Raw genomic sequence first — 26,426 nt, 5'->3', positions numbered from 1 at the left:
GATCTGAATGATTGATACAAGTTCATTCTAGACAATGGCGGTTGTGAATTATAGCCGTGTAATATTTACTCGCTTACAAAAAAGACGCAATTAGCAATAACTCAATTACCGAATTTTTTAGGCAACGTCGGTAAGCTGAGCTATTTGGCAAATTGCGCCTTTTTTTGGATAGTTTTCCACATTGAAAGCAAATGAACAATATGTTAGCCTGAGGATACATGGAAAGTTAAGCGGTGGCTATTCTTGGCGAGTGGAGCTGATGATTGCCTTTGGCATGCTTGTCATTGTGCTATTGTCAGCCAACAACGATCTTAAGAAATAGACCAAATAAAAAACCGCCCCTAACTTTGGACAGTTAAGCGGTTTTTTAGTAACAAACTGGCCACCGTATTAACGGTTCCATGTGGAGTGTCTGCTGACCGCGCAGGCACTTCTTTTGTATCTTCAGTTTAACATGGTTGGCTGTTAAAACCAACCTTTACTGTTTGATAGAATGAGGACAGCTTTAAACGCTGGTAGATTAAATGTCAAAGCCGTTTTGTTTGCTGGTTTCAGCTAGCCAGTGGCCAGAAGCTTTGATTGTTTTTGTTTGGGTGCGAATGTCATTACGAATCAGGCCATAGCGATTGCGGTAGGCATTGGCCCAAGACCAGCAGTCAATTGGTGTCCAGACGTGATAGCCGAAGCAATTAGAACCAGCTGTGATACCCTTGTGTAACCAGGTCAGGTGCTCCTTCATAAATTTAATCCGATATTGATCATCAATCATCCCCTGATCGTTTAGATAACGTTCCTCACGGGAAACACCCATGCCGTTTTCCGAAACGAACCAAGGAATGTTGTGATATTCATCGCGAATATTAAGGGCAATATCATAAAGGGCTTTAGGATAAATTTCCCAGCCTTTATCAACATTCATCACGCGACCAGGCATATCGTAGTTAGCAAAGTATTTATTAGGCATCCAATCCATTAAGCTATCTGGCGAGATGTCCGGACGTTGAACGCGGAAAGGATGGTAATAATTGACACCCAGTTGATCAATGGTGTTGTGCTTGATCAGCTCAGTTTCTTCAGGCGTGCTTTGCCAGATGACTTGATCTTTGGTCAGTAATTCAACTAGTTCTTCAGAAAAATGACCGAGAATAGCTGGATACAAGAAAAGTTTATTGGTCCACAGCTCAGCAATATGAGCGGCTTTTTGATCTGCTGGATCATCAGAAGCAGCGTAAGCAGGAGTTAAGTTAAGAATTGTTCCGATTTTACCATCATTATTTTTGGAGAGACTGCGATATTTCGCAATGGCTTTAGCAGAAGCCAAGGCTAAATTATAAGCGACTTGAACGGCCTTTTTACCATCAACGATTTTAGGATAGTGGAATTGATGAAGATATTGACCTTCAACGATGACCATCGGTTCATTAAAGGTAAACCAGTTTTTAACGCGATCACCGAATAAACGGAAACATTGTTCAGCATACTTCGCATATAAGTCGGTGACATGTTTGGATTCCCAGCCGCCGTATTGTTGATACAATTCAACTGGTAAATCAAAGTGGTGTAAATTGATGATTGGCGTGATGCCATTGGCAATAAATTCATCAATGACGTCATTGTAAAAGCGAACGCCATCAGGATTGAGGCTGGCAGTTTCGAAGTCATCGATTAAGCGGGTCCATTGAATTGACGTACGCACAGTGTTAAGACCAACCTGCTTCATTAATTTAATGTCCGCTCGAAAACTATGATAGAAATCTGAAGCAGTGTTGGGACCGACGAAATCGTGGAAATCGGTGGGAGTAGTGTCGTACCAATAATCAAAGACATTGGCATGGGACTTATGAAATCTGCCTTCTGATTGTGGGCCGGATGTCGCCGCGCCCCACCAGAAATTATCGGGAAAATTTAATTGCATTATGCAGTAACTTCTTTCTGTTGGAATTAAGCAGTTGGTTGACTAATATCAAGTACCGTGTAGCTACGAGCATTGTAACGATTGCGACTAAAAGAATATTCAAATGGCGTGCCGTCTTGGAGCCAAGCGACTTGTTCAACCTCAAGGATGGGATCACCAGCTTGACAATTGAGGTATTGAATGTCGAAGTCATTGCTTAAATCAGCATGGATTTTACGATAGGCGCCACTTAATTTAAGGTTAAGGTTCTCTTTTAAATAGCTATAAATGGAATGGCGCAGGACTTGCTCGTTTAAATCGGTCATCAACTTCTGAGGCATATAAGTATGCTCGAGCACGTAAGGCTTGTCATTAACTAGCCGCAAGCGAATGATATCAAAAACTGGTTCATTCTTCTTAAGCTTCAGATGAGTCATTAGTTCATCAGTTAGAAACATAATGGCAAATTTAATAATTTTACTTGTCACACGATCATGACCTAGTTCTGCTGTCAGACCTAAATGTTCTTCAGCCGGAGAGTTAGTATCGATTTTAAGAGGGATGTCGCCGAGAACATAGGTGCCGTCACCGCGTCGAGTATAAATCAACCCTTCCATCGTCAATCCGTCGAGGGCCTTTTTGATGGTCATGCGACTGACCCCAAATTCGTCGGCTAAGGTATTCTGATCGGGTATGGCAGTTTTTGGTTGATAAACACCTTCACGAATTCGTTTACGGATTTCTTTGGCAATTTGCTCATATTTAGGTGATTGTGGTTGCATGGGCTAGCTTCCCCCTTATGATTTTTTTACTCCGTCGGCTTGAGCTGGAATAGACGACTAGCAAAATCAGTCGGTTGCGGTCGTTGCCAATACTCGGCGGCTTTATTTGTATAGTCTTTATTGAGTATTATACCAATATTTTGTAGTTCATCGCCGAAAACTTCTTCGGTACTAAGAATGGTATTATTAGATAAATTAATTTCAGTTAATTGATATTTTTGTGTTGGAACCAGACCGCGCAATTGTAGTCGATGGTAGCTAGGATTGGCTGGATTGAGAATTTGGTAGTAACCAATTAAACCGGTCTTTGTTTCTGAATCGTAAACTTCCCACGCTGGACGATTACTCGTAAAGGGACTAGCTAAACGATAGAATTTTCCTTTTTGAATAAGTGGTTGGACTGACTTAGCAAACTGAATTTGAGCCTTGATTTCAGCCAGCTCAGTTGCTGTTAATTTGGTGATGTCTAACTCATAGCCGAAAGTGCCAAACAAAGCTACTGCCGCCCGAGTACTTAAAGGCGTGCGTCGACCAACTTGGTGATTTGGCACAGCCGAGACGTGTGAGCCCATACTCTGCAGTGGGTATAACATGGAAGCACCATATTGGATTTTCAGGCGTTCAACAGCATCAGTATCATCGCTAGTCCAGCCTTGGGAAGCATAATAAAGTATGCCGCCATCAAAACGACCGCCACCACCAGCACAAGATTCAATCAGTAATTCTGGAAATTCGGTTATTAATAGGTGATAGAGGTGGTAGACTCCCATAATATAACGATGATAAAATTCGCCTTGGCGCTCTGCTGGTAAATAAGTCGAGAAAGCCTCTGAGATGTAACGGTTCATGTCCCATTTCACGTAGCTGATTGCCGCACTGTGTAAAATCGCTGCCATTTGCTCAAAGATTGCTGATACGACGTCTGGATTACTAAAGTCAAGTACATATTGGTTACGGCCTTGGGAGCGGCGTTTCTGAGGATGACCCACAATCCATTCAGGATGTTCTGCTGCTAGTGGGGTATCTAATGAAATCATTTCCGGTTCAAACCACAGGCCAAATTTGAGTCCCAGTTGGTTGACCTCGCTAGCTAGATGGGATAGGCCAGCAGGTAATTTATGATGATCAACGGTCCAATTACCTAAAGAACTATTGTCACTATCGCGCTTGCCAAACCAACCGTCATCTAAGACAAAAAGGCCAAGATCGAGTTGCTTTGCTTGCCGGGCAATCTTTAGCAACTTGGCTTCGTCAAAATCAAAGTAAGTAGCCTCCCAATTGTTGATTAAGATTGGTTTCGGTTGATCGACCCATTTTTGATCAATGACATGTTCGCGGAAGAATTGTTGGAAAGCTTGGCTCATCCCTGTTAAGCCGGTATGACTGCAAGCTAAAACTGCTTCCGGTGTTTGAAATTTACTTTGTGGGGTTAGCGTCCAATCGAATTGAGTTGGGGAAATACCTAGGCTCAAACGGGTCACATCATAATTATCGACTTCAACTTGGCCTAAGAAATTGCCGCTATAAAGTAAGGTTGCACCATAAACGAGGCCGTCTTTTTCCGTGCTGTCAGTTGCTGCTAAGGCTAGAAATGGGTTGTGTTGATGACTACTGGCACCACGATCACTATCAATTGCCATGCGACCAGTCATTAATGGCCGTCGCTCAACTTGCATTTCTTTAGCCCAAGCACCATGCAGATGAATCAGATCATAATCAGCATCTGGTAAATCAAGATTCAAGCTTAAAGCTCGATCCAAATGATAGCTATCAGTATTACTAGTATTCACAAAAGTTGCGCTACGAATGATCACGGCATTTTTCGTACTAATTGTGTAGTGTAATTGAATTTGTAAAGGGGAATACTGATCCTGCAAAGTAACGGTTAATGTGGCCGCCGACTCATCATGGTAGCGCGCATGCGGTAATTCACCAAGATCAGGATAGCCACTAGTGATAGCAAATTGTTGATACTTAAACTCAGAAATATAATCACCACTAGCATATCTGATTGCATAAGCGCCTTGACGAAAATCAGTTGTCCCAAAGCAAGGATATTCTTGACGAATATGCTCCAATGATGAAGTGCCATCATCAATTAATTGATTGTTTGATGGTCGAAATTCGCGGGAAATCAAATGGTGAAAATCTAGCGGCGTAGTAATCACCGGACCAAAATAAACTTGTTCTAGTTGACCAATCTCCGGGATGACCCGAAAGATATAACTGATTTGCTCGTTGTGCAGGTGAAAGAATTTTGCCTGCTCATCGACGGTGATTAAGTTAGTACTAGTTGTCATTGATAAAGAACCCCCCTAATTTTGTCACTGATGTACGGAGAATAAAGATGGATATATTTTGGCAATATAATTAAGTGCCTTTTTTCTGATTTCTATCATACGTCGTAAATTATGCTTAGAGAAATAATCATATTTTGTTTTCATATTAGAAGGAATGTCGCTAATTAATGAATTGGGTGCAAAATAATAATAGTTTTGAACGTGCACTTTTATTTGAAAAATAGCAATTAGGTATAAAATTTTTATCAGTCTTATTCATTAAAAAAGATTCCGTCCAATTGTAATAATAGAGGCAAAGCTTAGTTATCTCGAAATGTTGAGTCTGTTATTCAATCTTGATAAGTTAATTACGCATTTGCTGGGTTTATATCTAATACTGTATAACTACGAGTATCATATTTGTTACGGCTGAATGAATACTCAAATGGAATGCCGTTTTGTAGCCACGCGACTTGTTCAACTTCCAGAATTGGATCGTTAGGTTGGGATCCTAAATAACGAATGTCTAAGTTATTGCTGAAATCAGCATGGATTTTTCGGTATGCACCACCAAGTTTTAAATTCAGGTCTTTTTCTAAGTAGTTATAGATGGAGTGCTTTAAGACGCGATTATTTAAATTAGGCATCAGTTTTTTTGGCATATACGTATGCTCAAGGACATACGGCTCTTTGTTTACTAAGCGTAATCGAATAATATTTAAGACTGGTTCATCATGGTTGATTTTTAAATGTTCCATTAATTCTTCTGTAGGCATGATCGTTGTAAACTGAATAACTTGACTACTTAAACGTGAACCTAGTTCAGCAGTTAATCCTGTATGTTTTTGAGCAGGGGAATTAGTATCTATTTTTAAAGGGATATCGCCAAGAACATAAGTACCATCACCACGTCGTGTGTAAATCAGTCCGGCCATACTTAGACCATCTAGAGATTTTTTTATAGTCATACGGCTGACGCCAAACTCCTTGGCTAATGTGTTTTGATCAGGTATAGCGGTTTTAGGCTGATAGATACCATCGCGAATTCGTTTACGAATTTCCTCGGCAATTTGTTCATATTTTGGGGCACGGATTTTCATATATTATTTCTCCACTTTTAAATTAATATTAATCACTACAATAAAAGTATAGTCATATAAAAAGAAAAATAAAGCGAAATTTATTTTTTTTACATAATATTTAAAATATAACTTAACTGATAAATAGAAGATTGAATAATTTGGCTAAAAAAAGAAGTAGATTTGATATATATTTGAAGCAGAAAAATCATTATGTGGGGGATTAAATATTCAAAAAAATGTTTAATCAGTACGATTTAAATGTATAGGCTTTTTGTTTGAAAGCGCTTGACCACTAAAAAAAATTGTGCTATATTTAGCTTCGTGATAAGTTTGTTTGTAAAACTTACTAATGATAAAAAGCTAATGAATTTTATTGAGACTTATTTATAAAATAAAATACCCTTTTTTTGAATATTAATTGCTGATTGCTTATCGGCATAAGACTATACAAATGATAGTACTAACCAATCGTTAAGTACAAAGTTATGTGGCTAAAATATATGAAAGTGAGAAATATTTATCATGGAACAAAAAGGAAATATGACCTTGTATAAAATCTTTACTTTCGTTACAAGCATTGTTTTTCTAAATTTGCTGTTCTTAATTCCCAATTTACCAATAGTAGTTATTGCAATAATTGTAGGGGTTAAGAATATCTTTCATTATCCATTATTTATAATATTGTTTTTTATCACTCTTTCACCTTCTGCTATTGCACTATTTAAGACCACGTTTAACTGGATTATAAATAAAAACTTTAGTTATAAATACTTTTTTTGCTCATTTATTCATGGGTTTTCATTTGATAGTTTACCTCTATATTTTTTAACAGTTATACCTAGTTCTCTTCTTTTTCAGAGAATGATTATAAAGAATTTTCCATTATTTGGAGTAATTATTCCTATTTATTATTTAATTGCAATAATTTGTGGTTGTATGTTTCCATTTGCTTGTTTGGAAATTTCATTGTTTAAAGTCCCTTTGATTCAGCAAGTAAAAAATATTTTAATTGAAACAGTAGTTCACCCGGGACTATCAATGATAACAGCGTTATATGTTGTTTTCTCTTTGTTAATAATTGGCTCGTTTCCGGCTAGCCTATTAATATTTATCTTTAGTTTGTACGCATACGTCTTTACTGCCTTTTATAGTGGTAATCTGCAGGATCGTATTGAGTTAGCGAGGTCGATGAATATAGAAAATAATAGGTAGTAAATGATAAGCAACTAGGGGTCTAAAAAAATAAAAAAGGGTGTTCTAATTTGGTTAATCAAAAGAATAAGAAAAAAACAAATTTTAGAGAAACTTTCAAAAAGAATCGTCCATTATTTATTCTCTCATTACCTGGAATTATCTGGTTTGCAATATTTTCGTATTTACCAATGTTTGCAATTCTTGTAGCTTTTAAACACTTTAAGTTGAATGGAAACTTTATTCATAGTTTTATTACGAGTGATTGGGCTGGATTTGATAACTTTAAATTTCTTTTTTCAAGTGGTGATGCTGCATTAATAATTAGAAATACTCTTTTATATAATATCGTATTTATTATTTTAAATATTGTTATTCCGTTAATTGTGGCTTTGGCTATAAACGAAATTTTTAATAAGCAGTTATCGAAGTTATATCAAAGCGTATTATTTATTCCATACTTTTTATCAATGGTTGTGGTTAGTTATGTCGTTTTTGCGTTCTTAGATCCAACAAGCGGTTTCTTTAATGCTGTTCTCAGTATGTTTGGCCATAAACCAATACAATTTTATATGGAACCAAAATATTGGCCATTCATTCTGACAACAGTTCAAGTTTGGAAGAATATTGGCTATAACATGATTATTTTTCTTGCTGCTATTTGTGGTTTAGATAAATCTTACTACGAGGCAGCAATGCTAGATGGTGCTTCAAAGTGGCAACAGACTAAATCAATCACCTTACCGATGCTGACACCGGTCCTTGTAATGTTATTAATTATGGCTGTTGGCGGTATCTTTAGAACTGATTTTGGTTTATTCTACCAAGTACCAAAAAATTCAGGTGCCTTAATTTCAGTTACTCAGACAATTGATACGTATATTTATCGGGGACTAACTTCAATGGGGGATATTGGGTTGTCTTCTGCTGGTGGTCTTTTACAATCTGTAGTCGGATTTGTTTTAGTGGTTATCACAAATGGCATTGTTAAGAAATATGATAGGTCTCAAAGCTTATTCTAAATTAAATTGTTTATGAGGAGGATCTACTTTTGAAAGATGAGAAAAAAACATTAGGAGAATCACTTAATCGTTTTGGTCGTGTAACACCTAAATCAAATCGAATTTTAACAATTTTATTGGGAATACTCTCATTTCTAAGTGTTGTACCGTTTATTCTTGTAGCTATTATTTCTTTTTCTAGTTCGATGTCCATTAAAAAATACGGTTATAGTTTTTTTCCAAAACAGTGGAGCTTAGAAGCTTATCAGACTGTTTTTGCTGACGGGCAAATTTTTAAATCATTTGGATACTCTTTGGTTATTACCGTAATTGGTACGATTATTGGCGTCTTTTTAATGTCAACTTATGCTTATACGTTATCTAGAAAGACCTATGCTTATCGTGGCTTTTTAAATAAATTTTCCGTTATGCCGATGTTGTTTAGTGGTGGGATGATTGGTAGCTATATTGTTGTCATTAATATCTTACAGTTACGTAATTCAATCTGGTCTTTGATTTTACCATTGTGTATGAGTACTTTCTCTATTATGGTTTTAAGAACCTTTTATCAAATGTCTGTACCTGATGCTTTGATCGAGTCTGCATATATTGATGGTGCTTCGGAATGGCAAATTTATTTCAAAATTATTTTACCGCTATCATTGCCCGGGTTAGCTACTATTGCGTTGTTTTTAACATTGGGTTATTGGAATGATTGGTTGAGTGCCTTACTTTATATTGATGATAATAAGATTGTTCCTCTACAATACTTGCTAATTAAAATGCAGAATAATGTCGAATTTTTATCGACGAATACCAGTGTTGGTGTTGCCCAGACAGGAAATCTACCAACCGAAACAATTCGAATGGCTGTTGTAGTTGTTTCAACATTGCCTGTATTAATTGCCTATCCATTTTTCCAAAAATATTTTATCGGTGGTCTTACTGTTGGTGCGGTTAAAGAATAGGAATGACTAGTTGATGAATTAAGGGAGTGAGATGCTTTTAGGTGGATAAATGAGGAGAAGATTTTCCAAAAGTTTAAAATTATCGATGGAGGCTTTAGTGATGAAATTAGTTAAAAAAGCTTTGGGTATTGTTGCAATTGGTATGGCAGCACTAGCGTTAACAGCATGTGGTAAGGGTAGTGCAAATAATGATAGTTCAAAACCGGTTCATTTAACTTGGTATATTGATGGGACCCCTCAAAAGGATTTAAAGAAGGTTAATAAGGCAGTTAATAAGTATATTGAACCAAAATACAATGTTACTGTCACTTTGAATCAGATTGACTGGGGGGAATACGATCAAAAAATGGGTACCTTAGCTAATTCTGGCCAGAAATATGATTTAGCCTTTTCTTGTTCATGGTTGCAAAGTTATAATTATTTAAACAATGCACGTAAAGGTTCATTTTTAGACATAACTAAATATGTTGATGATTCATCCAAACTTAAGGGTGCTATTAATAAGAACTTTTGGAAGGGTGCAACAATTGATGGTAAGCTCTACGGTGTACCGGCACAAAAAGAAATTTCTGCGACTGAATTCTTTGTTTGGAATAAAGCGTTAGTTGATAAGTACAATATTCCTTACAAAAAGATTCAAACATATGCACAATTGGAACCATGGTTGAAAGAAGTAAAGGAAAAAGAAGGCATTACTCCTTGGTTTGTTAATGAATCATATAGTAATCCAACGGAATTTGATCAGTTAGCAGTTACTGATGGTTTTGATTTGGAAGGCAATAAAAATAAAGTTATTGACCGGTATGATACGAAAAAATTCCAGTCCAAAGTCAAAACGATGCGTGACTTTGTAAAAAAAGGATATGTAAATAAGGATGCTTCATTGGTTACAGCCAATGATGTAGTTGGTCGAAAATGGCTAGTTTCATCGACACAAATGAGTCCGTTAGATACGGCCACAATTAAGGATACTTGGAAGACTGATGTTGTTGTTAGTCCAATGACGGATTCCGTTGTAACTAATTCTTCTGCAACAGGTGGTACAACTGTTATTGGTGCCAATACTGATCATCCAAAAGAAGCATTTAAATTATTAAAAGCAGTTAACACGGATCCAAAATTGATGAATATGTTAGCGTATGGTATTGAAGGCGTTCATTACAAGAAGACTGGCAAGGACACAATTAAGTGGATGAGCGCACATGAACGTTACACAGTGCCATTCTATATGTTTGGTAATTACTTCAACCTTTATCATCAAGATGGGGCCTCAGCGGATGAATGGAAAATTTTAAAGAAATACAATGAAGATGCAAAGGCATCGCCTGCTCTAGGATTTAGCTTTGATACAAGCAAAGTTACATCTCAAATTGCTGCCATGCAAAACGTGGATTCAGAGTTTAAGAAAACCTTGAATACAGGATCTGTTGATCCAGAAACTGCACTTGCTAATCGTGACAAGAAAATGAAAGCTGCAGGCAGTGAAAAAGTTATTAATGAATTACAAAGCCAATATAATAAATGGAAGAAATCAAATAAATAGCTAGTTGAAAATGTGTGGACTAATTGCTTCTAATAAGTAGCTAGTTCATATTTTTTCTTGTTAGAGAAATGTGAGGATAGATATGTCAGAAAGTTTATCTTTTGGAAGGGTTCGTCGTTTTACTGAAGAGCTTGCAAAGAGAATCGTTAAAAACCGAATTATTGCAAAAAAAGAATTTATAAATGCTGATGGGAAAGAAATCCCATTTGAAAATGAAAAATATATAGGTCGAAAAGATGGGCATTTTAACATCAAGGGAACCTTTGAGTTGGAAGAACAAATTGACCACCCTGAAAATCATATTCTTGAAGTAACGTCAAGATATTATGATGATGATAATACTAAGAATCCACAACTAAAATTGTTCATCAATGATGATTTAGTTCAATCATTTGATATCAATCATCGTTATTGTCCGATTGAGTCTGCATGGATTTCGAAAGATGGATTATTTGACTTTAGATTAGAATTATATTCAGGTAATGAAGAAAGAAAGTTCCCAATTAATATTTCAATTATAGAAATTGATCGACCGACATTTAACGCTTATTTTGACTTTAAAAATACACTTGAATGCTGGAAAACTCAGTTAGATGACTCAGATACTTCGAATATTTATGAAAAGTATTCTTTAGAAGCAATGAATAAGGTCGACTTCTTAAATATATATTCGAGTGAATACTATCAAGGATTAGTGAGCGCTAATAAGATATTAAATAATTTAGTTACTAATGATCCTAACGTGCCATCGGTTTATGCCATTGGACATACTCATATAGATATGGCGTGGTTGTGGACATTAAGCCAAACTATTGAAAAAGGAGAGCGTAGTTTTTCGTCTGTTTTAAATCTAATGAAAAATTATCCCAATTTTTCTTTTTTGCATACATCACCACAATTATATCAATTTATAAAGGAGAGAAATCCTAAACTTTATCGGAAAATAAAAGATGCGGTTGCCAACAAAAGATGGGAACCAGAGGGTGCTATGTGGATTGAGGCTGATTGCAATCTTACTTCTGGAGAGTCCTTAGTTCGTCAACTACTTTATGGTAAAAAATTTTTTAAAAAAGAATTTAATGTTGAAAGTAAGATATTATGGCTTCCCGATGTTTTTGGGTATAGTGCTGCACTTCCACAAATTCTGAAGAAATCTAATATTCCTTACTTTATGTCCACAAAGCTTTCTTGGAATGATACAAATGGTATTCCGTATGATTCTTTTCTTTGGCAAGGTATTGACGGTTCTCAGGTATTAACGCATCTAATAAACACAGTTAGTGAAGGATACAATCCAACACCGTGGTTTACGACATATAATGGCCTGCTTAATCCTAATGTTGTGAAAAAGTCTTGGGAAAGCTACAAAGAGAAAAAGTTGAGTAATGAAATCCTGATTGCATATGGTTATGGCGACGGCGGTGGTGGACCGACATTCCAAATGCTTGAGACGATAAAGCGGTTAGAAAAAGGTTATTTGGGCATGCCCAAAGTAATACCTGCTTTTGCAACAGAATTTTTCGAAAAGTTAAGAAGTGATAGTAAACAAAAAGATTTTCCAGTTTGGATGGGTGAACTGTATTTTGAAAATCATCGAGGAACATATACGTCAATAGGATTTGCAAAAAAGGATAATAGAAAAATAGAGAATAGACTGCAAAGTATTGAAAAGATATATTCTCTGTATGATATGGATAATTATCCCCAGAAAGAATTACAAGAAATTTGGGAAAGAACTTTGCTGAATCAATTTCATGATATTCTTCCTGGAAGTTCATTTGGACCAGTTTATGACCAATTAAAGAAAGATAACCGACATACATTTAATTCATTAGATCAATTAATTAGTAATTTTGAATTAGATGTTCTTAAATATCGAAAAGATAGTTTAGTAGTTTTTAATCAGTTAGGTTTTGAACGAGATTCGATTATTAGCGTTTCTCTTGAGGATGGATATGATGTGTTTGACGAGAATGATAATAGGCTAGAAACTCAAAATAGTTATAATCACAAAAAATTAATAAAGGTTTCAACCAATTCGTTATCATTTTCAAATTATAATATTCGAAAAGTAAATCAGATTAAAGCATCAGTTAATTCAAAAAAATTTGGAAAAAAATATGAAAATCCCGATTTTCGCATACTTTTTGATGAAAGCTATAATATCATTTCTCTATTTGATAAAGTTGCTGCACGAGAAGTGATTCCTCGGGGAAAGAAATTTAATCAATTTGTAGTCTATGAAGATTTACCGGCGGCTTATGATGCTTGGAATATTGACCGCAATTATGAAGATAAATTTTGGTTAGTAAATAAAGTATTAAGTGCAGAAATTATTGAACAAGGCAGCATTCGTGACACAATTAAAATTAAACGTGCATTCAATGATTCTATAATAACTCAGCTTGTGCATTTTTATCATGGCACTAGACAAATCACTTATGAAACGCACGTTTATTGGCATGAACATCATTGCTTATTACGAGTTTTATTCCCAGCTAATATAAATTCGACTGAAGCTACCTATGATATTCAATTTGGAAATATTAAACGTTCTGTAACAGAAAATACATCTTGGCAACAAGCGCAGTTCGAAGTGAGCGGTCAAAAATGGATGGATCTATCCGAGAATAATTACGGCATTAGTTTATTAACAGACTCGAAGTATGGGTACAATGCTAAATATAAACAAATTGGCCTTTCATTGATTAAGAGTGCTACTGAGCCTGATAAGAATGCAGATCAAGGTGTGCATGATTTTATTTATGCAACGGTACTACACGACTCTGACTGGCAAAACAGTCAAATTATGAATAGGTCATTAGATTTGAATAATCCTTGCCTAGTTTGGAATCAAGCAGAATTAAAAGAGTCAATCGATAATAAATTAAGAATAGATTCAAATAATGTTTTAATTGATACGGTTAAGCGAGCTGAGGATGACAACTCGTTGATTGTTAGAATGTACGAGTTTGAGAATAAAACCACAATGGTAAAGCTAACAAGTAACTTGCCATTTAAAAAGGTTATTAATTGTGATCTGATGGAAAATGATTTGGATGAATTAGATTCGTTAGATAATAAGGTCGAATTGCTTTTCTCACCATATGAAATTAAAACGATTAGGATAGTCCTAAACTAACAGGAGGATAGGAGAGTTACTAAATGAGTGTACAATTTCCGTATCAAGATAAAAAATTAACTATTCGGGAGCGAACAAATGACCTGTGCGAGCGTCTGACAGTTAAAGAAAAAGTAGGACAATTAAATCAACATTTATATGGTTGGAAATGTTATCAAAGAAAAGATAATCACTTTGAGTTAACTGATTATTTTAAGAAACATGTCAAATGGGGTGGTGGTATTGGTGCTTTATATGGTGTATTACGCGCTGATCCATGGAGCCAAGTTGATTATAAAAATGGCATCCCTGCTGGGAAAAGTAAGCAAGTTATTAATCAAATACAACGCTTTGTCATAAAAAATTCGAGATTAGGTATACCAGCACTAATCGTGGAAGAGTGTCCACATGGTTTGCAAGGGTTAGACTCAGTGAGTTACCCCACCAATATAGGTAAAGGTAATGCATTTGATATTGAATTGATTTCTGAAATGGCCCATCAGCAAGCATTTGAAATGAAAAATAAGGGTGTTAATTTGGCATTGGTATCTACCCTTGATTTGGCTAAGGATCCAAGATGGGGAAGATTTGAAGAATGTTTTGGTGAGGATCCATTTCTTAGTGCAAGATATACAGAGGCAATTATTTCAGGATTTCAGGGAAATCTGATTCAAGGAACAAATGATTTTCGAAATTTGACTGTTAACGAGCTAGAAGATAATAACTCAGTTGGTGTCGTAATAAAGCATTTAATTGGTCAAGGTGAAACACTTGGTGGGCATAATTCAGGAACAGTCACTATTGGAAACCGTGAATTTATGGATATTTATTATGATCTAATGAACAGTTCTAGGGACGCAGTGGGTGTGATGGCTGCCTATAATGACATTGATGGTGTGCCTTGTCATGCTAATAGGTATCTTTTAGCTGAGCTACTACGTAAAAAAATTGGTTTTCAAGGCATTGTAATGGCTGATGGGGTAGCATTGGATAAGTTATCTGAACTTTATCCCTCAAAATTGTCTGCTGCTGTTGCTGCATTATCCGCTGGGGTTGATTTGAGTTTATGGGATGATACTTATACAGAACTAGAGGCAGCAATAGAGCAGATTCCTGAAGCAATTGATTATTTGAATACATCGGTAAAACGCGTACTAAGCATTAAATTTTTATTAGGGTTATTTGATCGTGATTATGATGACGATGAACAGATAGTAATTAATGATAAAAGTGATGTATGTAACCTTGAGCTAGCACGTAAGAGTATAACGATGGTAAAAAATAATGGAATACTTCCGCTCACTAATATAGAGAAGAGAGTTTTTGTTATCGGGCCTAATGCAAATAACTTGTATAACCAACTGGGCGATTATACATCACCACAAACTGAGATAAGACTGAAAAAGACAATATTCACTGAACTTCAAAGGAAGTTTCCTAATAGTAAATTCTTTAAAGGATCAGAAATCCGTACAGCTAGTTCGGATGAATCTTTAGAATCGGTTATCAGCAGCGCTAAAAAATTTAACCCTAATGTAATTGTGTCCTGCCTCGGTGGATCAAGTACACGTAATTTTACAACCAAATTTTTAGCTAATGGCGCTGCACAAGCTCCAGATAAGAATATGGATTCTGGTGAAAATATTGATTTGGCTTCTCTAAAAGTTGGAGGTAACCAGCTTCCTTTACTGAGAGAGATAAAAAAGCTTAATAAACCTATGATTACTGTTATGATTCAGGGACGTCCTTATGAGCTGACAGAAATAGAACGCCTATCAGATGCTCTTCTTATTGGTTGGTATCCAGGGCAACAAGGTGGGCAGGCACTTGCCGAAATTATCACTGGTGAGATTAATCCTAGCGGAAGACTCAGCATTAGTTATCCACGGAATAGTGCACAATTACCTGTATATTATAATCAACGTGATGTAATGAAAAATGATGATTATTTTGATTTGTCTGGTAGCCCTCAATATAAATTTGGATATGGTTTACATTATGGGAAAATTACCTACTCAAATTTGGTTGGAAACTACAGTCAACAGAAAAACAAAATCTTCTTAGAAGTAACTCTTGATAATTCTGGGAAATATGAGATTGAAGAAACAGTCCTAGTTTTTGCGAAATTTAAGACAGTTGGAGTTTTACCGAGGACGTCTTCTTTGGTGGCCTTTAAAAAAGTAAAGATTAAATCAGGAATGAAAAAAAGAGTGAATATACAAATTTCAGTTACAGATTTACATTATACTAACTCAGATTATCTAACTGTTCAGCCAAAATCTATAACACTAACGATTGAAAACCAAAGTGTAGGATTGAATTTAGAATAAGACGGTTAAATTTTAAAATGTTAATTGATGATAAATGAGGTTTAATTTGATGAATGAATTTGAAGAAATTTTAGACCACTATTCTGAATCATACAATACACAAAAATTGCTTATCTTTAAGAATTACAAAAAATCACCGTAAAATTTGTTGGACATTTTTTCCGTTTTGAGACCTTTAATGTACTATCATTCTCTAAATCGGCTCATCGTAATAAATTAATAAATTGGGTAAGTTCGGATAGTAAGGAATCCAGTGATCTTGTTTTTTATCATGACTTTGATTCAAGTATTGAGGGGGATGGTTTTACTCTTTCAATTAGAAAAAATCATGACATATTAGTAAAGTCAGGTAATTTGAGGGGATTACGTTACGCTAACGAATTATTAGAGAAGTTAATTATTTCAAAATCAGAGGATATTATTTGTCCAGTTGCTACAGTAATTCAAGATAGTCCGATTCAAATTCGTGGAGTAATTGAAGGCTTTTATGGGCAACCTTGGAGTCACAAAAATCGTTTAAATGTTATTGATTACTTGGGATGTCATCGAATGAACACCTACATGTATGCTCCTAAAGATGATGTGTATCAGCGAAAAGAGTGGAGAAAATTATATCCAGTCAATTTACAAGATGAGTTTTCTGAGTTACAAGAAAGATGCTTACAAGAGCAAATTGATTTTTACTATATGATTAGTCCTGGAAATGATATTTGTTTATCAGATGATGATGATGTCAGTATTTTGTGTGAGAAACTACAACAAATGATTGATCTTGGTTTTACTCACTTTGGGTTACTATTTGATGATATTGACTATCATTTAAAGGGAAGAGCACTTGTGAAGTTCTCAACCGCGGCTAATGCACACGCTAATCTGGCTAACCAAGTAAACAGCTATTTAAAGGAAAAATTATCGAGTTATAAATTAGTGATTTGCCCAACAGAGTATGACAACGCCGAGGGTACGGTATATTTATCAGAACTAACTGAAAAATTGGCACCTGAAGTCATGATGTTCTGGACTGGACCATCTACTTTAGCATCGCAAATATCAACCTATGATTTACGAGTGATGGCTCAAGTTTATCAAAGAAAAATGATAATTTGGGATAATGTACCAGTAAATGATTTTCAGAATGATGCTGAGCGCTTGTTTCTTTCACCTTATAGAAATAGGACGCCACATATTAATAATGATCTATACAATGTTGCAGGAATTGTCTCCAACCCAATGCCAGAATGGGAATCTTCAAAAATCACGATAGGGACGATGAGTGATTATCTATGGAATCCAAGCCGTTATCGACCGCAGGAGTCATTTTTGAGTAATCTTGAAGATCTAATTCCGAAACCGCTATATAGTTCATTCTTGTTATTTGCAAGTTTTAATAAAAATCGTTTTATGCAGAACGATTACCAATATGATCAGATAAATATGATTAATCGTAACTCTGTCGATGAAATAACCAATGTTTTGAAAAATTTGATGGAGGTATCTATCAAATTACAAACAGGAGTTGAATCTTCACCGTTGCTAAAAGAAATGCTACCTTGGTTAATGAGACCAGCTAAGGATTTAGAATTATGGAATGCGATTGTAGTTGGAAATAAAAATCAAGTGACCTATCTTAAAAATAGATTAGCTAGTGATCACCATAGAATGGGGACAGACTTGGTAGCAAAGTATATTCAAAAGTATTCGATTCAGTAACAAGATAAAAAAGATAAAAAAGTATTATATGCAAGCCATCTTATTACTAGCACTATCCTTTAGTAAGTGCTAAACTCAAGGTGAACGTTCTTAATGAATGGAGGATGCACATGACTGTATTAACAGAAACATATAAGTTGAGTAATGGTGTTGAAATTCCTAAAGTTGCCTTTGGGACTTGGCAGATTCCTAATGGGGATGCTACTTATAACTCTGTTGCAACGGCTTTGAAGAATGGTTATCGTCATATTGATACTGCGAAAGCTTACGGCAATGAACAAAGTGTTGGTCAAGCAATTCGTGATTCCGGGATTGATCGGAAAGAAATCTTTGTGACTTCGAAGTTGCCGGCTGAAATTAAAACTTATGATGGTGCTTTAAAGGCTTTCGACGAAACAATGGCGGATTTAGATATTGATTACCTTGATCTTTATATTATCCACGCACCATGGCCATGGAACCAAATTGGCAAGAATTGCGATGAGGGTAATATTAATGTTTGGCAAGCAATGGAGAAGATTTATGCTAGTGGCCGCGTGCGGGCAATTGGCGTCTCTAACTTTGCGGTCCGCGATTTAGAGAATCTCTTACCACATGCTAAGGTTAAGCCAATGGTTAACCAAATCCAATATTATGTTGGCTTCACAGAACCAAAAATTACTAGTTATTCGCAAGAACATGGCATTTTGATTGAAGCTTATTCACCATTGGCTACTGGGCGAATGCTCTCTAACGAGAAAGTTCTAGCTATTGCTAAGAAGTACGACGTTACTCCAGCACAATTAGCTATTCGCTTCTGCGTTGAGAATGGCGTGTTACCATTACCAAAAGCAGTGACACCAGCACACATTGTCAGCAACAAGGAATTAGACTTTACAATCTCAGTTGCCGATATGGCTGTTTTGAACGATTTACAAGATACCACCGATGGCAGTAACCATAATCCTACTCAGGGTTAGGTCTTAATAAAGATGATTAAAAAAACACTTCGGAAATTTTTCCGAAGTGTTTTTTTGGCTAAATTTAGCTGTAATAAACTTTAAAAACAATATTTTGATCATGATTACCAAAGCCACTACCAAATAGTGTCACACCACCAACATGTTCCGCGTCTGCTTTAACTTCAATTTTAAAATCCCAGATATCTTCAATGTTTTTGAAATCGGAAATGTTGATACTTGATAAGGGATCACCATCAATATAAGTACCGTTGTCCTTGGTGATTCTCAGAGTTTTTAGTAATCCGTATTGATTAATATTGGTTGGCCACCAGGTTGGTGTGTATTTACCACGTGCATCACCAAAGTCACCAGGACTTGTCCAAGTACCTAAATCAATGCCATTAAGAGAAAAACTAATATCTGAAGGCCATTCATTATTGGTAAAAGGAAATTCTGAAGAAATCTCAAAACTAATTTCGATTTGCTCCAACTTTTCCTTGGGTTTCAGTAAATTAGGTGTTTTATAATCAACGAATCCTTTAGTAAACCAAAGAATTCCTGCATCCATTCTTTCAGAATCCATAAAGTACTTCGGTTCGTCCACTTCACCAATGAAATGACTAGTTGTCGCCAAGCCACAAGTAGGGGACACTTTATAGTCGACAAAGTGGCCAACAGGAATACTAGATTCATAGTTTTCAAATGAATGATAGATTTTCTGAGGAAACTCAATGTTGATTTGGTCCACCTTGAGAATGGAAATGCGTTGTAATCCTGATTTGCCTGGAATTCGCTCGGTTTTAATTAACCCAGCGGTTTCTAACTTATTAATGTGCTTAGTGACAATTGCACTACTAATATTAAGTGCCTTTGCTAAATCTTTGATATTCATCTTATTTTTAGATAACAGGCGGATAATATTGAGACGAACATCACTAGCCAAAGCCTCATAGACCGGTAAAGAGTCGTTTGATATATCTAATTGCATAGCGTTACCCTTCTATTAATTATATTTTACTTAATTAATATAAATGTTTTTCAAAGATTAGTCAACAAATTTGAAAACGAAAAAGATTAATGTTTTAGTTAATGTTACAAATGATAATATCAGAAAGAATTACTTATGTGTTATTGACAGCGATTACAATAGATGATATAAATGACAATGTAGTTAACTTAAGGAGGGGTAAATATGAAAGGAAGCTTGATCTTAGATACGCATGCGAGCGTTGCTAAGATTGATCCACGCATATTTGGTTCTTTTATTGAGCATATGGGACGAGCCGTCTATACCGGAATTTATCAGCCCGATTCAGAATTTGCTGATCAAGATGGTTATCGACAAGATGTCATAGATTTAGTAAAAGAGCTAAATGTACCAATTATTCGTTATCCTGGCGGCAATTTTGTTTCTGGTTATAACTGGGAAGATGGTGTTGGTCCGGTGGCCGCTCGTCCCAAACGCTTAGATTTGGCGTGGCGGACAGTTGAAACAAATGAATTTGGTTTACATGAGTTCATGAAATGGTCACATAAAGTCAATTCAGACGTCTCAATGGCCGTTAACTTAGGAACACGCGGTTTAGATGCTGCTCGACATCTCTTAGAATATTGTAATTTTCCAAAAGGTACGTATTATAGCGATTTACGCCGTCAAAATGGCGCCGAAGAACCATTTAATGTTAAAACTTGGTGCCTCGGCAATGAAATGGATGGTCCTTGGCAAATTGGTCATAAGACAGCTGATGAATATGGACGTTTGGCCGAAGAGACTGCCAAAGCAATGAAATTAGTTGATCCAGATATCGAATTGATTGCTTGTGGTAGTTCAGCACTAGATATGCCAACTTTTGGTCAGTGGGAACAAACAGTCCTTGATCACACTTATGATCAAGTCGATTATCTGTCATTGCATCGTTACTATGGTAATCGCGATGATGATACGCCTAATTACTTAGCTCAAAGTTTAGATATGGATGATTTCATCACTGGGGTTTTAGCAATTTGTGATGCGGCTAAGGCTAAACGTCATAGCCATAAAACAATCAATCTTTCCTTTGATGAATGGAATGTTTGGTATCATTCTGATCAACAAACCGCTGACAATAAGCCATGGCAGGTTGCCCCGCACTTATTGGAAGATATTTATAATTTTGAAGATGCTTTGCTTGTTGGCACCTTGTTGATCACGCTATTAAAACATTCGGATCGTGTGAAGATTGCATGCTTGGCGCAACTAGTGAATGTTATTGCGCCAATTATGACTTCCGAAGATGGAAAAGCTTGGCAACAATCAATATTCTTCCCGTTCATGCAAGCCTCTCAGTATGGTCGAGGCACCGCGTTATTACCACTTCAAGAATCACCTACTTATGAAACTAAACAGTTTGAACAAGTACCCTATCTAGAAAGTATCGCTGTTTTAAGCGATGATCAACAAACGGTAACTGTTTTCGCAGTTAATCGTTCTGCTAATGAAAGTTTAGAATTAAATGTCAGCGCCGGCAATCTTAATTTTGACCACGTGCTAATGGCAACTGAATTCGCCGGATATGATGTGAAAGAAACCAACGAGCAAGGGCAAATGAAGCTCGTGAACAATTCAACTGCTGAAGTCACGGCTACAAATGCGACTGCACAGTTGAAACCACTATCTTGGAATGTAATCAGAATTGCATTAAATAAGGCATAGGGAGTGTCAATACAATGAAAATTTGGAAAAAGCTTGGGTTAGTCGCTTTATCAGCGATGATGGTTTTAGGAATGGCTGCATGTGGAAGTAAGAGTTCATCTGCTGATTCTAAGAAACATACTATCACTTTTATGTATCGTGGTGGTGAAGATGAGAAGAAAGCATATGGTCAAGCTATCAAGCAGTTTGAGAAGACTCATAAGGATGTCAAAGTAAAGATTATTGTGACGAGTGCGGATAATTATGCCACTAAATTACAGGCAGCAATCTCTGGTAATAAAGTACCGGATGTTTTCTATATTGAGCAAAATAATTTATTGGCATATGTTAACAATGGTGTTTTAAAAGACATCAGTAAAGAAGTTAAAAAATCAAATGTTGATCTAGATAACATCTGGTCATATGGTGTTAACAGTTATCGTACAAATGGCAAAATTGTTGGTAAAGGTCCATTATATGGTCTACCAAAAGATGTTGGGCCAATGTCACTAGGTTACAACAAGACAATGTTCGAAAAGAATAATATTCCTTTACCAGATAAGGATAAACCTTATACTTGGGATCAATTTATTGAAGTCGCTAAGAAGTTGACTAAGGATACTAACGGTGACGGTAAAATTGATCAATATGCTACTGGATTTAACGTTAACTGGAGCTTGCAAGCATTCGTTTGGAGCAACGGTGGCGATTGGACCAACAAGAATAAAACCAAAGTTACTATTAATACCCCACAATTTGCTGAAGCATTACAATATTTTGCAGACTTCCAAAATAAATATCATATCACTCCTTCTGCCAAGGAAGCTCAATCCCTCGATACTTATCAACGTTGGATGAAGGGGGAATTGGCCTTCTTCCCGGTTGGGCCTTGGGACTTGAGTACGTATAATAAACTGAAATTTGACTATGATTTAATGCCATGGCCTGCTGGTAAAACTGGTAAGTCAGCAACATATGTTGGTTCATTAGGTATTGGTGTTTCTAACAAGACTAAGTATAGCCAAGATGCTGTTGAATTAGCTGAATATCTCTCAACTAATAAGAAAGCACAAAAGACCTTAGTTGATGCCGGTGTTCAAATTCCTAACTTAAAGGATATGGCACAAATATGGGCTGATGATAAATCATTGAAACCAGCTAATCGTGAAGAGTTCTTACAAATTGTTAACGATTACGGTCGTGCAATGCCTGCAGCAACAACTTATAACTCAGAATGGTATGACGTCTTTATGACAGATATTCAACCAGTTCTTGATGGAAAAGTTACTGCAAAGGAATATGTTAAGAAAGAACAACCTAAGATGCAGACAAAGTTAGATGCTGCTAATCAACAATTAAAAGCTACTGCACAAAAATAGTTCAAATTTAGAAAGGGATGGGAAAATTGCCCATCCTTTTCCTGTTCAGGAGGTCTGAATATGACTGAAGAGACTGTTGTAGACAAAAAGAAAAAAACATTTTTTCATCATGATTCTAAACTATATCGTGATGAGCATCGCGCCGCGTTATTAATGATTGTTTTACCTGTTATTGGTTTTACAGTATTTACATTATTGCCCTTAATTTATTCCATTTTTGCATCTTTCACTAATTGGAATGGATTAGGGGAGATGACATTTACTGGTTGGCGTAATTTCCAATTAATGATCAAGGATAATTATTTTTGGCAAACACTGGGTAATACCTTCTACTTGATGCTTGGTATCCCAATTGGTTTAATTCTATCTTTTCTCCTAGCTTCAGCATTAAGCCGTGGATTAAAAGGTACAACCTTTTTCCGAGTTATTTATTATATCCCAGTTATTTCTTCTCTAGCGGCCATCGCAATTATGTGGCAGTGGGCCTATAACGGTGATTATGGTTTAGTTAACCAAGTACTAGCTTTGGTCGGCATCAAGGGGCCTAACTGGTTACAGAATGTCCACACAGTTAAACCAGCAATTATTGCAATGAGTGTATGGAAGGGATTAGGTTATTCAATGTTGCTCTACTTAGCAGCTATTCAAAGTGTGCCTAAATCATTTTATGAAGCTGCTGATTTAGATGGAGCTAACGCTTTCCAGAAGTTTAAGAACATCACATGGCCAATGTGCCGTCCAGTAACTTTCTTCTTAATCATTACAAATGTTATTGGTGGGTCACAGATCTTTACAGAAATTAATATCATGACGCCAACTGGTGGTCCCGAATATAGTTCAGCAACAATTGTTTGGTATATTTGGCAGAAAGCATTCAAGAACTTCCAGATGGGTTATGCTTCCGCAATGTCAATGATCCTTGGTATTCTGATTTTTATTATTACTGCATTGCAGTTTTATGTTAATCGGAAATCAGACTACAAATTAAGCTAGGAGGAACTGTACAGTGGCAAAATCAAAAAATACACAACAAAAAGTTAAACGTCAAAGTACAGGCGCCAACATCCTGATCTACATTATTCTGATCCTTGGTGGCATTATCATGGTTGGACCACTAATTTGGATGATTTCAACGTCATTGAAGGATAAAATGGGCGTCTTCCAGTTACCACCACAATGGATTCCTAATCCGATTCGTTGGGATGCATATAAGCGACTATTCTCGCTCAGTGAAATGTATGCTGGGTTTAAAAATACAATAATTGTTTCCTTTACAGTAACAATTATTGGGTCAATCACTTCAAGTGTGGCTGCATTCTCCTTTGCCAAATTACGTTTACCTTTTAAAAATACAATTTTCCTGATTCTTTTAATTGCTTTAATGGTGCCATATCCAGCTGTTATGATTCCTCAATTTATGATTTTTTCAAAAATTGGTTGGGTCGATACACTGAAGCCATTAATTGTGCCAGGATTATTCGGAAATATCACCATGATTTTCTTCCTTAAGCAATATTTACAAAGTGTTCCTGACTCAGTTATTGAGTCAGCAAAAATTGACGGAGCTGGCTATACAAAGATTTTTACTAGTATTATTTTTCCGCTGATTCGGCCAGCAGTTGCAGCGCAATTTATTTTATGGTTTATGGGTGCGTGGAATGACTATTTAGCACCATTGATCTACTTAAATTCGCCAGAAAAACAAACATTGCAAGTTGTTATTGCAAATCTTTCAGCAACTTATGCAACACAAACAGATTATCCACTAATTATGGCGATGTCATTCGTTGCATTGCTACCAGTTTTGATTATCTTCTTGATTTTCCAGAAACAAATTATTGAATCAATCGCATTATCTGGTACTAAAGGATAATAACTATAATTCTTGGAGTGTGAATACTAATGGGCTGGGCACAAAAAATAATGGTAGTTCTGCATTTCATTGAAATTACCTTTTTACTTAACATTTTATGGATAATTGGTTTTTTGATGGGGCTAGGAATTTTTGGTGCCTTTCCCAGTACTCGATCGGTTTTCGTACTTATTAATCAAGGTGTTTTAAGGGGAGATAGTGAATTAACCTTAAGAGAAATATTTGGCGAGTATTTTACTGTTTATCGAGCGAACTTTTTCACTACAAATAAATTCACAATCATTTATGCATTGATTTATTTAATTATGTTGTTTGATTTTAACGTCATTTCAGTGATGCCAGTAAAAATAAAAGTTTTTACATTAACACTTTTTGTTATATTGCTGTTTTATGTGTTCTTGACTAACACATATCTACTGATGAATGATGATATTTCTTTTAGTAAAACTACATTTAAGAAAATTATGGTAATGCCAATTGCGTTTCCAATTGCATCAGTAATATTTTTTATTTTTACTTTTGTAATTACTTTATTGGCAATTAGATTTTCCTTTATATTTGCTGTTTGTTATTTCAGTGGGATTATTTTATTTCAAGAATATTTTCTCAATGAAAATATCAGAAGACGATTAGGTGAAAAAAGTTAATCGAATTAGGCTTTAAGTCTTTAAATTATTAATAGGGAGTTAATTATGCAAGAAGTGAATCAAAAACAGCCAATCGTCCTACAACGTGCGGATCCTTGGATATATTATCATACAGATGGTTATTATTATTTTACTGGTTCAGTGCCGGAATATCAGGAGATTGAAGTACGACGTGCACGAACACTGTCAGGACTAGAAGATGGCGAGCGCATGACTGTTTGGCAAGCACCGGCAACAGGTTTAATGAGTCGGCTAATTTGGGCACCAGAAATTCACTATCTCAACGGCAAGTGGTACATTTATTTTGCGGCTGCAGATGATGATTCAGTGCGTAATGCCCAACATCATCATCGGATGTTTGTCATTGAATGTGGTGACGAATCGCCGCTGACGACGAATTGGCAGGTCAAGGGGCAGATTAAAACACCACAGGATAGTTTTAGTCTGGACGCGACTGTTTTTGAGCTTAAAGATGAACTTTATTATTTATGGGCCCAACAGGCACCTGCAATTCCTGGTAATTCTAACTTATATTTGGCGAGAATGGCTAATCCTTGGACTTTGGCAACGGCACCAACGCTACTATCCATTCCTGAACACTCGTGGGAAAAAATCGGGTTTAAAGTTAATGAAGGCGCTGCTGTCTTAATTCGTAATCACCGAGTTTTTATTACTTATTCAGGTAGCGCGACTGATGAAAATTATGCCATGGGCTTACTTTGGGCGGATATTGATAGTAATTTATTGGATGCCTATTCTTGGCATAAAATTGATCACCCAGTCTTCAAGAGTTCGCTTAAACATCATTTGTATGGTCCAGGCCATAATAGCTTTACCACTACACCTGACGGTAAAACCGATATTTTAGTTTATCACGCACGGCCTTATGATAATCAAGGGATTAATGGTGACTCACTTGCTAATCCTGACCGCCACGCTTATGCCCAGACTTTTACTTGGGATACCCAAGGTTTTCCCGTCTTTGGTGAACCCGGCGACAATTAGAAAGGATTA

Annotated in this window: 19 protein-coding genes; 14 read left to right on the top strand and 5 right to left on the bottom strand. The window is 36.1% G+C overall.

Going from position 1 to position 26,426, the window contains the following annotated elements; all coding sequences use genetic code 11:
* Nucleotides 1–520: 520 nt before the first annotated feature.
* The 4 genes from EKM81_RS00820 to EKM81_RS00805 all read right to left on the bottom strand — a co-directional run bounded on the left by EKM81_RS00820 (nt 521) and on the right by EKM81_RS00805 (nt 6,055).
* Nucleotides 521–1,915 carry a glycoside hydrolase family 1 protein gene (locus EKM81_RS00820; RefSeq protein ID WP_125646952.1) on the bottom strand — a complete coding sequence of 465 codons (1,395 nt, stop codon included), beginning with the start codon at nt 1,913–1,915 and terminating at the stop codon, nt 521–523.
* Nucleotides 1,916–1,941: 26 nt separating this feature from the next.
* The gene (locus EKM81_RS00815) at nt 1,942–2,676 is read right to left on the bottom strand and encodes a GntR family transcriptional regulator (protein ID WP_125646949.1); all 735 of its coding nucleotides are present in this window, start codon (nt 2,674–2,676) and stop codon (nt 1,942–1,944) included.
* 26 nt (nt 2,677–2,702) lie between these two features.
* Nucleotides 2,703–4,976, bottom strand: a complete 2,274-nt coding sequence (locus tag EKM81_RS00810; RefSeq protein WP_125646946.1) for an alpha-galactosidase — start codon at nt 4,974–4,976, stop codon at nt 2,703–2,705.
* A 347-nt stretch (nt 4,977–5,323) separates the two neighbouring features.
* A complete protein-coding gene (locus EKM81_RS00805) occupies nt 5,324–6,055 on the bottom strand; it encodes a GntR family transcriptional regulator (RefSeq protein WP_164509141.1) in 732 nt (243 codons plus the stop codon).
* 504 nt (nt 6,056–6,559) lie between these two features.
* Here EKM81_RS00805 and EKM81_RS11055 point away from each other — a divergent pair.
* The 8 genes from EKM81_RS11055 to EKM81_RS00770 all read left to right on the top strand — a co-directional run bounded on the left by EKM81_RS11055 (nt 6,560) and on the right by EKM81_RS00770 (nt 18,860).
* Entirely contained in the window at nt 6,560–7,249 is a 690-nt protein-coding gene (locus EKM81_RS11055) for a hypothetical protein (RefSeq protein WP_164509140.1), read from the top strand.
* 50 nt (nt 7,250–7,299) lie between these two features.
* Entirely contained in the window at nt 7,300–8,250 is a 951-nt protein-coding gene (locus tag EKM81_RS00800; protein WP_225420133.1) for an ABC transporter permease, read from the top strand.
* Nucleotides 8,251–8,279: 29 nt separating this feature from the next.
* The gene (locus tag EKM81_RS00795; RefSeq protein ID WP_225420132.1) at nt 8,280–9,197 is read left to right on the top strand and encodes a carbohydrate ABC transporter permease; all 918 of its coding nucleotides are present in this window, start codon (nt 8,280–8,282) and stop codon (nt 9,195–9,197) included.
* Nucleotides 9,198–9,297: 100 nt separating this feature from the next.
* Nucleotides 9,298–10,740 (top strand): ABC transporter substrate-binding protein, encoded by a 1,443-nt coding sequence (locus EKM81_RS00790; protein ID WP_225420131.1) that lies wholly within the window; start codon nt 9,298–9,300, stop codon nt 10,738–10,740.
* 82 nt (nt 10,741–10,822) lie between these two features.
* Nucleotides 10,823–13,882, top strand: a complete 3,060-nt coding sequence (locus tag EKM81_RS00785; protein ID WP_125646943.1) for an alpha-mannosidase — start codon at nt 10,823–10,825, stop codon at nt 13,880–13,882.
* 23 nt (nt 13,883–13,905) lie between these two features.
* Nucleotides 13,906–16,191, top strand: a complete 2,286-nt coding sequence (locus EKM81_RS00780) for a glycoside hydrolase family 3 protein (protein WP_125646940.1) — start codon at nt 13,906–13,908, stop codon at nt 16,189–16,191.
* A gap of 354 nt (nt 16,192–16,545) precedes the next feature.
* A complete protein-coding gene (locus tag EKM81_RS00775; RefSeq protein ID WP_164509139.1) occupies nt 16,546–17,901 on the top strand; it encodes a protein O-GlcNAcase in 1,356 nt (451 codons plus the stop codon).
* Nucleotides 17,902–18,011: 110 nt separating this feature from the next.
* Nucleotides 18,012–18,860 (top strand): aldo/keto reductase, encoded by an 849-nt coding sequence (locus EKM81_RS00770; RefSeq protein ID WP_125646934.1) that lies wholly within the window; start codon nt 18,012–18,014, stop codon nt 18,858–18,860.
* Nucleotides 18,861–18,924: 64 nt separating this feature from the next.
* On the opposite strand, the gene EKM81_RS00765 is transcribed toward EKM81_RS00770, so the two are convergent.
* Entirely contained in the window at nt 18,925–19,830 is a 906-nt protein-coding gene (locus EKM81_RS00765; protein WP_125646931.1) for an ArsR/SmtB family transcription factor, read from the bottom strand.
* Nucleotides 19,831–20,034: 204 nt separating this feature from the next.
* Here EKM81_RS00765 and arfA point away from each other — a divergent pair, with 204 nt between their 5' ends.
* From arfA to EKM81_RS00735, 6 genes are read left to right on the top strand one after another with little or no spacing between them, the layout of a single operon-like run.
* Entirely contained in the window at nt 20,035–21,534 is a 1,500-nt protein-coding gene (arfA, locus tag EKM81_RS00760; RefSeq protein WP_125646928.1) for an arabinosylfuranosidase ArfA, read from the top strand.
* A 14-nt stretch (nt 21,535–21,548) separates the two neighbouring features.
* Nucleotides 21,549–22,892 carry an ABC transporter substrate-binding protein gene (locus EKM81_RS00755; protein ID WP_125646925.1) on the top strand — a complete coding sequence of 448 codons (1,344 nt, stop codon included), beginning with the start codon at nt 21,549–21,551 and terminating at the stop codon, nt 22,890–22,892.
* Nucleotides 22,893–22,952: 60 nt separating this feature from the next.
* Nucleotides 22,953–23,885, top strand: coding sequence for a carbohydrate ABC transporter permease (locus EKM81_RS00750; protein ID WP_125646922.1), 933 nt, complete (start codon nt 22,953–22,955; stop codon nt 23,883–23,885).
* Between the two features lie 13 nt (nt 23,886–23,898).
* On the top strand, nt 23,899–24,765 hold the full coding sequence (locus tag EKM81_RS00745) for a carbohydrate ABC transporter permease (RefSeq protein WP_225420130.1): 867 nt from the start codon (nt 23,899–23,901) through the stop codon (nt 24,763–24,765).
* 29 nt (nt 24,766–24,794) lie between these two features.
* Nucleotides 24,795–25,412 (top strand): YesL family protein, encoded by a 618-nt coding sequence (locus EKM81_RS00740; RefSeq protein ID WP_125646919.1) that lies wholly within the window; start codon nt 24,795–24,797, stop codon nt 25,410–25,412.
* A 45-nt stretch (nt 25,413–25,457) separates the two neighbouring features.
* Nucleotides 25,458–26,417 carry a glycoside hydrolase family 43 protein gene (locus EKM81_RS00735; protein WP_125646916.1) on the top strand — a complete coding sequence of 320 codons (960 nt, stop codon included), beginning with the start codon at nt 25,458–25,460 and terminating at the stop codon, nt 26,415–26,417.
* Nucleotides 26,418–26,426: the final 9 nt, after the last annotated feature.

Origin of the sequence: Lapidilactobacillus gannanensis, from assembly GCF_003946675.1 — a bacterium.
GTDB lineage: Bacteria > Bacillota > Bacilli > Lactobacillales > Lactobacillaceae > Lapidilactobacillus > Lapidilactobacillus gannanensis.
The sequence above is the reverse complement of the archived record's forward strand: the minus strand, read 5'-3'. Positions and strand labels throughout refer to the sequence as shown.